Genomic DNA, 13,023 nt, shown 5'->3' on the forward strand with positions numbered 1-13,023 from the left:
CCTGAATTGTATAATTAAATCAGACAAATATATAAACAAAAAAAGACACTTATGATATACTTAGTTAACCTACTAAAATCAACAAAAGGAGTACCAAAAATGTCTTTTAATCATATTAACATAAATCAGCTAACAAATCTAGAAGCAAATTACTATTTAGGCGTGAAAGCAAGAGCTTGCGCTCAAAGAATGAAAATTGGAAAAGATAAAGTTTACAGATATTACAAGCTATTTATGCAAGGACTTACTGTTCAAGAAATATATAATCAATACCTAATAAATAAATCTAGATGTGGAAGAAAGCCCATTGTATTAAGCAAAGAAAAATTAGATGATATCAATAATAAGCTAGAAAATGATTGGTCTTTAGATGCTATCGCAGGAAGAGATAAAATAGATGGAAAAGATGAAAAAATATCAACAAAAACATTATACAAATTAGCAAAACAAGGTGTAATAGATATAAATAAGTTGAGACGTAAGGGTAAAAATAACCCGAAGGGTCATAACGAAACAAGAGGTAAAATTAATACATGTAAAACAATTCATGAAAGAGATGAAAAGTATCCTAATGCTAAAACTAGTATAGAATATGGCCATTTTGAGGGAGATACTATTGTAGGAAAAGCTAGAAAATCAGCTATAGTTACTTTAGTAGAAAAGTATTCAAAATATATTGTATTACTTAAAGCAAGTAGAAAGAGTGAGGATGTTAAAGAAGCAATTTGCAAATGGCTATCATCTTTACATAAGTCGTGTATATCTACTATTACATTTGATAGAGGTAAAGAGTTTTCAAAATGGTCAGACATAGAAAAAGATAGTTCAGTTAATATTGAAATCTACTTTGGAGACCCTGGATCACCAGGTCAAAGAGGGCTAAATGAGAATTCAAATGGAATAGTTAGAAAAGATTTACCTAAGTCTACAGATTTATCTGCATATTCTCAAGAAGAATTAAATATGATTGCGTATAAATGGAATTCTATACCTAGAAAATCACTAGACTATAAAACACCAAATGAGGTTATAAAAGAAGCAACTGGATTTGAAAGCTTACTTACATTTGCTTAGTGATTCATAAGTAATTTGTCTGATTTAAATTGACAATTCAGGAGGATAATGTTTTGAAGTTGTATAATATTGAAGATAATAAAAGATTATATAAGGTGTGTGTAGGGTGTTATAAGGAAAGGTCTAATGCTATAAATATTTTGAATGTTGCTAAAAGTAAAGGATTTAGTGATGCTTATATAATATAAAATAGCTTTGTTTTTATTTTTTAATACTTAATGTATATAAAAAATCCAAATTAAATAAATAATGCCAATTTTTAAGCAATGGATGTAACTAAAATAATATATTTTATTAACCATAGGTGATTATTTAGATAGAATATGTTAATATATATAAGACAATATATAATAGTAATTTAAAGGAGATAAAATATGAAGCATTTTAAGAGAGTGGCATTTATATTAATTGGGTTAATAGTAACGATTTGCTTAAGTGGATTTGGATATGTTTATTTTAAATTAAATAAGATGTACGTAAAAGATGAAGCTGTAAAAAATACAGAAGAACAAGGTACTATGGTTGAAGGTATAACAAATATACTGTTAGTTGGAACAGATGGAGAATATATTGAAAAATGGAATAGATCAGATTCCATGATGGTTGTAACTATAGACAGTAAAAATAAAGATATTAGAATAAGCTCAATAGCAAGGGATACTTATGTTGATATACCCGGATATTCAACTGAAAAACTTACTCATGCATATGCATATGAGGGGATAGATCTTTTAAAGGAAGTATTTAAGGTAAACTTTAACCTTAATATAGACAAGTATATAGCTGTTAACTTTGTTTCATTTATGGATATTATGGATGAATTAGGTGGAGTTGAAGTTAATGTTGAAGAAAAGGATATAAAAGAAATTAATAAATATATAGATGCTTGTTATGGGTACTATAAGAATAAAGATGAAAAAGATAAAGAGTATATAACAAAAAGTGGAGTTCAGAGATTAAATGGATACCAAGCTCTTGCTTTTAGTAGAATAAGATATACTGATAGTGCTTTTGCTAGAGATAATAGACATAGAGAAGTTGCAGAAAGTGTATACAAGGAATTTGCACAAAAAGGCGTAGAAACTTATAAAAAATGTGCAGAAATTATTTTAAATAATACCAAAACTAATATAAGCCCTATAGAAATGATGAACTTAGCTTATACAGTTCTTAAGATTAATGATAAGGATATAGAGCAGTTTCAATTTCCTCTAGAAGAATATAGAAATGGTCATATTATAAGTAAACAAAAAGGATGGGTATTAGAATGGGACAAAGAGCCTAACTTAGAGGCTTGGCACAAGTTTATATTTGGAGAAGAGAAATAATCATTTTGAGTGATTAATAATAGCTAGAATATAATTTATATTCTAGCTATTATTTTATATATAGACATATATCTATATATAAAATATGTAAAATTATAAGATAAAGTATCTTACTTATAATAAAAAAGTAAAACTAAACTTTAACTTATATTAATTTTGTTGAATTTGCGGTGGGTGAATTTAAAGGTTTTAACCTTAAAAGATAGAAATTATTTGAAGAAAATTTCTATTTTAAGGAGTATATTATGAATTCACAAGAGAAAAAGATAGTAGTCGGTGGGGTAGTTATAGCAGCTTTATCTTCAGCAGGATTTTCTATGGCACAAGGAGATTTTAATCATATAGATGATGATTACCAAAGTCCGACTATTATTTCTGAAAAAACTTTAGCAAGTAATGAGAGCACTTCTATAAATACACCAAAAACAGATGTGGCTATAGTTGATGAAAACAATGAAGAAGAAGAGATTGAGATTAAGGATGAATCTAATGAAAAAGTTAAGTCAAAAGTTAATACTTTAAAACAAACTTCAAAGCCACAAACAAATACATCAACATTACAAAATAAGCCACAACAAAAGCCAACAGAGCCTGAAGTAGTACCAGAAGTACCAGAGGAAAAGCCAACAGAGCCTGAAGTAGTACCAGAAGTACCAGAGGAAAAGCCAACAGAGCCTGAAGTAGTACCAGAAGTACCAGAGGAAAAGCCAACAGAGCCGGAAGTAGTACCAGAAGTACCAGAGGAAAAGCCGACAGAGCCTGAAGTAGTACCAGAAGTACCAGAGGAAAAGCCAACAGAGCCAGAAGTAGCTCCAGAAATACCAGAGGAAAATCCGACAGAGCCAAAAGTACCGGAACAAAAACCAACAGAACAAGAAGTATTACAAGAAGTACCATCAACAGGTTTAGTAGAACAATCACTATCGAACATAGAAACACCATCTGTAGAATAATAATTTGACATAAATTAATTAAACTATAAAGAAGTATAAAATTAAAACAATGACTAGAAGCTAGTCATTGTTTTTTTGTATTTTTATAAATTCACTGTAGTTTGATTTTAAATCATTAATATTTATACTAGATGCAAGAGATAGAAGTTCACTATAAGACATATTTGTATCTATATGTGGTGAAATTTTATTGTATAAGCTAATATACTGAGGGATTGATAGATTTTTGTAATCTTCAATATCACTTATAACGGGAAGTATTTCTTTGTAGTCAATTTTTATGTATTTATTAGAGTCAGATATATTTTCATTAATTACAAGTTCTTTAGAAGCAGAATCAACTGCTACAAGATATTCATTATCACCAACATCTACTAGTATATTTTCATTACATTCATCATTATTTATATCTACAAAGTTATCAGTAGGTGTAGATTCGTTTTTATTTTCTTTTGATGATGAAGGTTGTGGATTAGTTTTGTCAATTGATGATTCTTGATTTTTATTATGGTTATTAGGTATAGTATTTAATAAAATTTTTCCTATTGGGAAAATGCATACTAATATTACAATAAATGTGATAAATTTTTTCATAGTTATTATCCTTTCATATTTTGATAAATTGATATATCAGTAGTGCGAATCAGGAGATATCGTTGGCGACATGAAGTGTTTCGCCGACACGTCGCTCAAGCGCAGCGAATTTTTTATAATTATTAACAAAAAAAGGATATATAATTCGATATAAATAAATTTTAAATAGTTATAATATGGAATAAGACTATAAAATATGGTAATATAATCATAAATAATTATTAAATTTATATTATTTTAAGGGGAGAGAATATGAAAAAAGAAAATAATATTATATTATGTGGGATAGCTATAGCGGTACTTGCATCTGCAGGATTTGCTATGAGCCAAGGAACTATATCTTCAGCAGATGATAATTATGTAACTCCTAAACATGTAATTGAAGAACCTAAAGAAGATTTAGAGTTAGAAGAGGATGCAATTGAGGATGTTGAAGAAGAAAAGGATGATGATATGGATAATGATGACTCAGATGTAGAAGAAGTTAAAAAAGAAGAAAGTAGTGTAACACAAAAGCCGTCTGCATCGAAAGCGAATAATACAGTTACACAAAAGCCATCTACATCACAAACAAACAATACAGTTACACAAAAGCCATCTACATCACAAACAAATAATACGGTTACACAAAAACCATCTACATCACAAACAAATAATATGGTTACACAAAAGCCATCTACATCACAAACAAATAATACAGTTACACAAAAGCCAGAGACTAACAACCAAGGTAGTACAACAAAGCCAGAAAATATAAAACCTGAAGAATCAACACCGGATGTTAATAAACCTGAGGTAGAAAAAACAGAAACTGAGAAGCCTGAGGATGATAATATAAGTGAATAATTAAAAATTATATGGCCATAAATAGGAATTAACTTTAGATTATGATTTCTACTTATGGCATTTTTTTGAGTAAAGCAAATTTTTATAGAGATATCATTAAGAAACCTTAGTAAAAAATGGAGAATATACAAAAAATATGTTAAAATATAGATAAATTAAAAGTTATTACTAATAGGCAATTTAAATGCAAAGGGGAGTATTTTATGATAAACAAACTTAAAAAGGCTCTTGATAACCAAGAAAGCATAAAATCTACAATTATAATGTACGGAGAAAATGATTTTTTTGAAGAAGAAGTATTTATATTAGGGGATAATCCATTAATATGCATACCTAAAGATGAATTAAAATATTTAAAGCCAATAGACTATATTGGGAAAATAGTAGAGTATATCCCAGTAGAAATAAACGAAGAAAAAAATATGGTAATAGGTAGGATAGATAAAATATTAAATGACTACACATATCCTTTAGAAAATGAAGAGGATGTAATACTAGGTACTAAACTTCAAGGTGCTATAAAGGATTTATTTCCTACAGGATGTTTTATACCTGTATCTCCTGGTAAAGATGTTCTTTGCTATTTTTCACCATCTATAAATAAGAACATAGATGTAGAAGTTGGTTCAAAAGTATTATTTACTATAAATAAAAATTGTGATGGAAAATTTAGAGGTAAAGTTGTAGAAGTTTTAAGATAGTTTTGAATCAACGGATGTATCCGAAGCGTTAGCAAGGATATATCGTTGGCGAAATGAAGTGTTTCCCCGACACGTCGCTTAAGCGAAGGGAATTTTTATAACTTGGGAGGAGAGATATATGTATTTTAATATATCGGACATAAAAACTTATAATATAGATGAAAGCTATAAACAATGTTTTTCAAATATAAAAAACAGTGTAGAATATAGTCTTGCTATTGATTATATGCTAGAAAGGTTTGATAAAAATATAGTTAAGGAAATTTGCTTATTTTTATATAAATTCAAATTTGCTACAAAAAAACAAATAATAAATATAATAGGCAAAAAGTACAATATAAGCATTGATTTTAATTTTCAAGAATTAGTAGATTTTGATTTTTTCAAAGATTTCATTTTAGTAAAAGGGTTTGTAGATGAAGAATATGAAAGAAATGAAGAAAATACTATATACGCTATAGGTCCAAATGGAGTTAATTTACTTATAGAATATTTTAATATAGAAGTTCCTAGATGGGAATTTAGAAATATATCAAGAAGTGCAGAAAAAGTTATAAAAAGCCTTCAAGTAGTTGATATATATATAAATATGATGGAAAGTTTTAAAGATTTTAATATTATAAATGAAAGTGTAGGGCCTAATCAAAGACGAGCATTAGGAGATAAACTTGATATAGATTTTGAGTGGAGTATAGCTGGTAATATAAATAAAAATTTTTTAGTTTTAATTATAAGAGATAAAGATTTAAAAGAAGGATTTAATAGAAAAATATTAAAACTAGAACATTTTCTTTCGGAAAAAGGAAAGTGGAGATATGATTATATAGATATCCCAAAAAGACCTAAAGTTATTTTTGTATGTGAAAATGAAGAAAGTATAAAAATCATATCACGAAAACTTAGAGGTTCATCATTAAATAAACATACTTTATTACTATATACACATGATATATTATTAAAAGAAAATTTACTAACAGATTCTAAAACTTTAAAAAAATATATAAAAGAAACTAAAAATTTAAAAGAAGAACTAATTTTAAGTAACTAAGATATATAAATATGGAGAGTATATATTACTTTAAGATATAAAAAATTTAATTAATATAGATAGGTTTATTTAAACTTTATAAAGGGAGTTATTTTAATGGACATAGCTTTAAATAAAGATTTTGATATTATAAAAAAAGCATCATCTACAGTATTATGTAATGAGTTAAGTAGATGTGTTTACGAGGGATATAAAAAAAGTAGTAAAAGAAATTATAAAGTAACTGATAAGATGATTAGTATATTTAAATTTTTATACAAAGTAAGAATTGCAACTAAAGATCAGATAAATAGATATTTAACTTTAAATGGATATACAAATGTAAGTGAAGAGTTTTTAAATATTCTTAATATGAAATATGGGACATTATCATATATAGATTGTAAAAATGATAAAACAACAAGAGTATATGCTCCAGCAGTTGGTATGCTTTATATATTAGACAAATATACTTCATTAGAAATAAATGAAAATACAGATGAATATGTATTTCAACAAAATATAAATAATAGTTTTATAAATAAAGAACAAAGTGAAATTTTAAAGGGAATTATATTAACAGAGCTATATTTAGATATAATGCAAAATTCAGTTAATGAAGTTTTATATTTAGAAAATAGAGTAACTATTAAGCAATTTATAAAAGATGATATTGATGATGAAGAAGTAAAATTTAAATGTGACTTATTAGTATCATTTAAAATAGAAGATAAAATTCAATCTTACTTTATAAAATACATAGATAAAGATTATGATATAAGAAAATATATGGAACTTATTAAAAAGTTTGATACCTTTGTAAAGGATGAAGAGCTAGTTGACAGATATTGTATTATATCAGATAAAAAGCCTAAGCTTGTATTTATTGCTGATACACAAGAGCTTATGCAAGATTTATTTAATACAATTATAAATTATAATATAGATTTTAATAATATTTGCTTAAGTTGTTTAGATGTTGTATTTAAAGATAAGGAATCTAAAAGATTCAAAGAAGAGGATGCATTTTTAGATATAGCAGCCTATGTTTAAAGAGGGAGACTAATATGGATAAATATATTATGAAAAAGGCATTAATACAGGATATAGTTTTTGATGAATTTAATAAAGTTGACTATATTAATATATTTAATGCAAATGAAAATAAATACCTTAGAGTTTATAGTGAAGAAATGGGATCTATAAATATAAACACTTGCAGAAAACATAGTTTAGTTGATTATGTTGAAATAGATGATATAAAAGCATCTTTTAAAAGAGCAATTCCTATAAAGAGAAAAATGGTTTTACAGGGACTAAAAAATGAAAAAATTAAATCATGTATGGTTACAGATACAAAAGAATGGGGAGCATTTGTAAGTATAATGGGCATTTCTTGTATACTTAGAAATTGTGATTTTTCAAATGATGCAACTGCTGTTAGAGATATTTATAAAAAGGGAGATACAATAGAAGGCATTAGGTTTAGAAAGGTATCTGCTAAGGAAAGAATATCATTAGAAATGAAAGAAAAATACACAAATCCTCATTCATTAAGTGAAAGAAACTTAAAAAAAGGAAATATTATTTTAGGAATGATAAGAAATGTAAAGGAAGATAAAAATAGATGTTTTGTAGGAATTTCTAAAGGATTTGATTTATTAGCTAGTATACCAAATGGAGAAAAAATTTCTGAGGGTCAAAAGGTTGTTTGTATGATAACTGGAGTCAACCTTGAAGGTTATGGTGTTAGAGGTAGGATATTAAACATTTTATAAAGTATTAAAAATAACTCATATCAAATGATATGAGTTATTTTATTGTAGATATATAGACTATATTATCAAAAAATGATAATATATAAAAGCATTAAATTGTGGGTGGGAGAGGGATATAACAACAAAGGAAAGAGGTATGCAAAACACATTAGAGAATCAAAATCAAATCATTAAGACAGAGGTATTAGCAGGATGTACTACATTTGTAGCAAGTGTATACATTATATTGACTAATGCACTGATACTATCAGATGCAGGGATAAGCCAAGATGCTGCAATGATGGCGACAATATTTACCTGTGCATTATCAACTATACTTATGGGTGTATTGTCTAACACTCCATTTATTGTAGTTCCAGGAATGGGAATAAATTCATTATTTACTTATACAATAGTAAATTCTATGGGGCTTAGCTGGCAAGAAGCTTTAGGAGCAGTGTTTGTAAGTGGTATAATATTTACTATAATAGCAAGCACCAATATTACTAAAATACTTTTAAAATCAATCCCAAATACTTTAAAACATTCTATAACAGTAGGAGTAGGATTCTTTATATTATTTATAGGACTTCAAAAGAGTGGATTAGTAGTACCAAGTGATGCTACTATGGTATCTTTAGGTAATATAACTAGTAAAGACGCTTTATTAAGTATAATAACACTTATATTTATACTAGTGCTTCATATTAAAAATGTTAATGGAGGACTTTTAATAAGTATTATAGGTGGTACTATACTATCATTATTTATGGGAGTAACAGACATTTCTAGCATAAGCTTTAGTTCATTTAATATAGGTGCAATTAAGGATGTATTTTTAGCAATGTCACTAAAAAATGTATTGACTATACCATTTATTGTTGCAGTATTTTCAATAACTATAGTTATAGTATTTGAGAATATGGGAATATTATATGGTCAAATGGAGGCTATAGGTAAAGCAGAAGAGTTTGAAGGCCCATTTAAAGTTGCAGGTATATCAAATATAATAGCAGGTGTATTTGGAACAAGTCCTACAATAGTTGCAGCAGAAAACTTCTCGGGAATAAGCCAAGGAGCTAAAAGTAAGGTGGCGGCATTTACATCGGCAATATTATTTTTATTATCAATATTTTTAATACCAGTACTTAAACTTATTCCAAATGGTGTTATAAGTAGTGTGCTTATATTTGTAGGTATACTTATGATACAGACTTTCTTTGATATAGAAAGAGAGGATTCAATAGATTCAATAGCTATGATAATTATAATAGTTATGATACCTTTTACTTACAATATCGTAAATGGTATATCATTAGGATTCATAGCTTACACTGTTTTAAAAGTTTTAACTGGAAAGTACAAAGACGTATCACCTAGTATGTATGTGTTAACAGCACTATTTATACTAAGTTTTATTATGAATATATCAATGGGAATAATACATTAAAATAAAATTTGTTTTATTTTGCTTATACCCATTACTGAAAAAGAGATTATCATAAATAATTTATTGTTTTATGATAATCTCTTTTTACGCTTAAGGATATTATAATACTTTAAAAAATGTGGATAACTTCTGAATGTAAGTAATATCAATCGACTGGTTTTGAGCGTAAAAAAGATTTTGAAATACTTCGCCCACGCAGTGGCTCAAGCAACGGACGAAGTCGTTGGCGACATGAAGTGTTTCGCCGACACGTCGCTCAAGCGAAGCGAATTTTTTATTAAGCGGATGTATCTATAGCGACAGTAAGGATACATCATTGGCGAAATGAAATGTTTAGTCGATACGTCGCTTGAGCGAAGTGAATTTTTTATGTTTAAAAATATTAGAATTTATTAAATAAAATAGATAATCTATTAATACAAGTAATATCAACAATTTTAGAAAATTAAAAAATATATTACCATTTAAAATTAGTAAATATTTTAAGGGGGTAGTGGTTACAACTAGTTACTAAATTGTAATTAATATCCAATAGCTTTTTTCGACAAAAAACACTATAATATAAATATAATAAATCGATAAAAATATTAGGTAGGGAAATAATATGAGAAAGAAAAAAATTAATTTTAGTTCTAAGAGAAAAAGAAACAATTTTAATGTAAAAAGATGTGCTTTAATAGCTATTGCTGCAGTACTTGTAATAGTCGTGGGGTTTAAAGGTGTAACTGCAACTACAGCATTTATTGAAGAAAAAAGACAAGAAAGAATAGAAATGCAAAAAAAGGCTGAAGCTGAAAGATTAGAGGAAGAAAGAAAAAGAAAAGAAGAAGAAGAAGCTAAAAAGAAAATGGTTGGTGTAACTCACGAAGGTAAAAAATACACATATGATGCAAAAAAGATAGAAGAAAAGTTAGCAAAGTATGACTATTCTAACGACGGAAAGAAAATGGTATTTTTAACTTTTGATGATGGATCATCAACAACAGTTACTCCAGAAATTTTAAAAATATTAAAAGAAAATGATGTAAGAGCTACTTTCTTTGTTACAGGAGAAAACATAGAAAGAGGAGGAAAAAAGGCTGAGGATTTAATAAAAGAGTCTTTTGAATATGGAAATGCTATAGCTAATCACTCTTACACACATGATTACAAATATCTATACCCAGGTAGAACTTTAAATTTAGATAACTTCTTAGCAGACTTTAATAAAACAGATGAATTATTAAAGAAAATCTTAGGTCCATACTTCTCAACAAGAGTTATAAGATGTCCAGGTGGACACATGTCTTGGAAGGGAATGGATGAACTTGATAACTATTTGGATGAAAATAATATGGCATCAATAGACTGGAATGCATTAAATGCAGATGCTGAAGGTAGAAAGAAAAATGCTCAAGAATTAGCAGATTACGCTATAAAAACATCTCAAGGAAAAGATATAGTTGTTTTATTAATGCATGATACTTACGGAAAAGAAGAAACAGCTAAAGCTCTTCCAACAATAATAAAATACTTCAAAGACAATGGATATGAATTTAAAACATTATCATAGTATAAAAAAAGCTGTCTAATTTTAGACAGCTTTTTTACGCTTAAGAATATTATTTTATTTTAAAAATGTAGATAATTTCTTAATGTAAGTAATATCAATAAACTGGTTTTGAGCGTAAAAAAGATTTTGAGCAACGGACGAAGTCGTTGGCGACATGAGCGAAGCGAATTTTTTACGTTTAAGGAAACTATATAATAAAATTTCTATTTGAGGACTTTATTATAAATATAAAAAATAAACAATCAAGTTGACAAAATAATTGAAATTGATTATCATATATTTAGTGATAGTAATTATCAAAATCGATAAATTGGGAAGGGAAGAGGTGTAAAAATGAAATTACCAGAAGGTCAAAAAGGTATTATATATACAATAAAATCTATAAATGGGGATGAAGAAATAAATAAATTTTTATTTACTCTAGGATGCTTTGAAGGAGAAACTATAAGTATAGTTAAAAAAATGTACTCAAACTTAATAATTAATATAAAAGGTGGAAGATACGGTATAGACAAAGATCTTGCAGAGGTTATAGAAATATTCTAATAAAAGAGGAGATGAGGGAATGAAGATAGCATTAGCGGGGAACCCAAATAGTGGGAAAACAACACTTTACAATGCCCTTACAGGAAAACAAGAATACGTTGGTAACTGGGCTGGGGTTACAGTGAGTAAAAAAGAAGCAAAATTAAAAGAAAGTTTAGGAAATAATATAGATATTGTAGATTTACCAGGTGCATACTCAATAAGACCATATACAAGTGAAGAAAGTATAACAACAGATTTCATAAAAACTGAAAATCCTGATGTTATAATAAATGTGGTAGATTCTACAAATTTAAATAGAAGTTTATTCTTTACAACACAATTATTAGAACTTAATATACCGGTAGTTGTTGCACTTAATAAAACTGATATATCAAAAAATGTAACGGATATCGATGTTAATAAATTAGAAAAAGAATTAAACTGCAAAGTTGTTGAAATATCAGCAGCTAAAAATGAAGGTCTTAAAAGTTTAATTAAGGTAGCGTCTGAAAGCTCTAAATTAAAAGAACAAAAGAACTTATTTAAAGAATTATCAAATATACATAATGAAGAAAAACAAGATAAAAAAAGATATAGTATAGTTAATAATATAATTTCAAAAGTTGAAAACAGAATAATAAGACATAACGAAGAAACTTTAGAAGATAAAATAGATAAGTTTGTAACTAATCCTATAATAGGAACTGTACTTTTTATTTTAATTATGGCATTTATTTTTGATTTATCTATAAATACATTAGGTCCATTAGTTGCAGATGCATTAGTAGGATTTATAGAAAATTTCCAAAATGCAGTTTCAGGCCAGTTAGCAAGTATGGGGACTAGTGACTTTTTAANGAAAAACTAGGTGAAAGTCTATTTATATAAAAGAATTTGTCCAAAAGTTATGCTATGTTAGTTAACTTTGTGATTTATTATGTATAATATAATCAAAGTTCGCAATTGTTATATAATGCGAAGTAGGTTCCTACCTGATAATATCTATATTAGAATTTTGGGGGAGATTGGAAAGATGGCTAAAAATAGAAAGATTTTACGTGGCTTTATATTAACTGTATTGTTAATTTGTACAGCGTTTTAGTATATTCAATTGTAAAAAATCCGTTTAGGAAACATGATATAATGCTTGCTCTAGCTATTACAGTAGGTTTTATTGCACTAGGAGCTGATAAATTTTAATTTATATAGCAGA

14 protein-coding genes are annotated in these 13,023 nt (G+C 27.3%); 13 read left to right on the top strand and 1 reads right to left on the bottom strand.

The annotated features are described in order from the left end of the window. Positions 1-99 precede the first annotated feature (99 nt). The 4 genes from BN7997_RS05915 to BN7997_RS15545 all read left to right on the top strand — a co-directional run bounded on the left by BN7997_RS05915 (position 100) and on the right by BN7997_RS15545 (position 3,355). Positions 100-1,074, top strand: a complete 975-nt coding sequence (locus BN7997_RS05915) for an IS30 family transposase (protein WP_071119190.1) — start codon at positions 100-102, stop codon at positions 1,072-1,074. Positions 1,075-1,127: 53 nt separating this feature from the next. Next, positions 1,128-1,262, top strand: coding sequence for a hypothetical protein (locus BN7997_RS16185; RefSeq protein ID WP_278335240.1), 135 nt, complete (start codon positions 1,128-1,130; stop codon positions 1,260-1,262). A gap of 186 nt (positions 1,263-1,448) precedes the next feature. After that, positions 1,449-2,402: an LCP family protein gene (locus BN7997_RS05920; protein ID WP_071119930.1), complete on the top strand. Its 954-nt coding sequence runs from the start codon at positions 1,449-1,451 to the stop codon at positions 2,400-2,402. A 245-nt stretch (positions 2,403-2,647) separates the two neighbouring features. Further along, positions 2,648-3,355, top strand: a complete 708-nt coding sequence (locus BN7997_RS15545) for a hypothetical protein (RefSeq protein ID WP_071119931.1) — start codon at positions 2,648-2,650, stop codon at positions 3,353-3,355. Positions 3,356-3,415: 60 nt separating this feature from the next. Here BN7997_RS15545 and BN7997_RS05930 read toward each other — a convergent pair whose 3' ends face one another. Beyond that, positions 3,416-3,949 carry a hypothetical protein gene (locus BN7997_RS05930; RefSeq protein WP_071119932.1) on the bottom strand — a complete coding sequence of 178 codons (534 nt, stop codon included), beginning with the start codon at positions 3,947-3,949 and terminating at the stop codon, positions 3,416-3,418. Between the two features lie 252 nt (positions 3,950-4,201). On the opposite strand from BN7997_RS05930, the gene BN7997_RS05935 reads away from it, so the two are divergent. From BN7997_RS05935 to BN7997_RS05975, 9 genes are all read left to right on the top strand, one after another. Then, complete coding sequence (locus BN7997_RS05935; protein ID WP_071119933.1) at positions 4,202-4,795, top strand: hypothetical protein; 594 nt, start codon at positions 4,202-4,204, stop codon at positions 4,793-4,795. Between the two features lie 203 nt (positions 4,796-4,998). Beyond that, positions 4,999-5,496 carry a hypothetical protein gene (locus BN7997_RS05940; RefSeq protein WP_071119934.1) on the top strand — a complete coding sequence of 166 codons (498 nt, stop codon included), beginning with the start codon at positions 4,999-5,001 and terminating at the stop codon, positions 5,494-5,496. A 118-nt stretch (positions 5,497-5,614) separates the two neighbouring features. Continuing rightward, positions 5,615-6,544, top strand: a complete 930-nt coding sequence (locus BN7997_RS05945) for a hypothetical protein (protein WP_071119935.1) — start codon at positions 5,615-5,617, stop codon at positions 6,542-6,544. A gap of 96 nt (positions 6,545-6,640) precedes the next feature. Continuing rightward, positions 6,641-7,576: a hypothetical protein gene (locus BN7997_RS05950; RefSeq protein WP_071119936.1), complete on the top strand. Its 936-nt coding sequence runs from the start codon at positions 6,641-6,643 to the stop codon at positions 7,574-7,576. Positions 7,577-7,590: 14 nt separating this feature from the next. Then, complete coding sequence (locus BN7997_RS05955; protein WP_071119937.1) at positions 7,591-8,301, top strand: hypothetical protein; 711 nt, start codon at positions 7,591-7,593, stop codon at positions 8,299-8,301. A 136-nt stretch (positions 8,302-8,437) separates the two neighbouring features. Further along, positions 8,438-9,730 carry an NCS2 family permease gene (locus BN7997_RS05960; protein ID WP_071119938.1) on the top strand — a complete coding sequence of 431 codons (1,293 nt, stop codon included), beginning with the start codon at positions 8,438-8,440 and terminating at the stop codon, positions 9,728-9,730. A 604-nt stretch (positions 9,731-10,334) separates the two neighbouring features. Next, a complete protein-coding gene (locus BN7997_RS05965) occupies positions 10,335-11,282 on the top strand; it encodes a polysaccharide deacetylase family protein (protein ID WP_083335018.1) in 948 nt (315 codons plus the stop codon). Between the two features lie 333 nt (positions 11,283-11,615). Next, entirely contained in the window at positions 11,616-11,828 is a 213-nt protein-coding gene (locus BN7997_RS05970) for a FeoA family protein (RefSeq protein ID WP_071119939.1), read from the top strand. 19 nt (positions 11,829-11,847) lie between these two features. Next, on the top strand, positions 11,848-12,678 hold the full coding sequence (locus BN7997_RS05975) for a FeoB small GTPase domain-containing protein (protein ID WP_071119940.1): 831 nt from the start codon (positions 11,848-11,850) through the stop codon (positions 12,676-12,678). Positions 12,679-13,023 lie beyond the last annotated feature (345 nt).

It is taken from the genome of Romboutsia timonensis, assembly GCF_900106845.1.
Taxonomy (GTDB): Bacteria; Bacillota; Clostridia; order Peptostreptococcales; family Peptostreptococcaceae; genus Romboutsia; species Romboutsia timonensis.

Coding starts and splice junctions, on each gene's coding strand:
- BN7997_RS05960 (WP_071119938.1), top strand. CDS start 8,438: ATGCAAAACACATTAGAGAATCAAAATCAAATCATTAAGACAGAGGTA.
- BN7997_RS05920 (WP_071119930.1), top strand. CDS start 1,449: ATGAAGCATTTTAAGAGAGTGGCATTTATATTAATTGGGTTAATAGTA.
- BN7997_RS05930 (WP_071119932.1), bottom strand. CDS start 3,949: ATGAAAAAATTTATCACATTTATTGTAATATTAGTATGCATTTTCCCA.
- BN7997_RS05970 (WP_071119939.1), top strand. CDS start 11,616: ATGAAATTACCAGAAGGTCAAAAAGGTATTATATATACAATAAAATCT.
- BN7997_RS05935 (WP_071119933.1), top strand. CDS start 4,202: ATGAAAAAAGAAAATAATATTATATTATGTGGGATAGCTATAGCGGTA.
- BN7997_RS05950 (WP_071119936.1), top strand. CDS start 6,641: ATGGACATAGCTTTAAATAAAGATTTTGATATTATAAAAAAAGCATCA.
- BN7997_RS05965 (WP_083335018.1), top strand. CDS start 10,335: ATGAGAAAGAAAAAAATTAATTTTAGTTCTAAGAGAAAAAGAAACAAT.
- BN7997_RS05955 (WP_071119937.1), top strand. CDS start 7,591: ATGGATAAATATATTATGAAAAAGGCATTAATACAGGATATAGTTTTT.
- BN7997_RS05940 (WP_071119934.1), top strand. CDS start 4,999: ATGATAAACAAACTTAAAAAGGCTCTTGATAACCAAGAAAGCATAAAA.
- BN7997_RS15545 (WP_071119931.1), top strand. CDS start 2,648: ATGAATTCACAAGAGAAAAAGATAGTAGTCGGTGGGGTAGTTATAGCA.
- BN7997_RS05915 (WP_071119190.1), top strand. CDS start 100: ATGTCTTTTAATCATATTAACATAAATCAGCTAACAAATCTAGAAGCA.
- BN7997_RS05945 (WP_071119935.1), top strand. CDS start 5,615: ATGTATTTTAATATATCGGACATAAAAACTTATAATATAGATGAAAGC.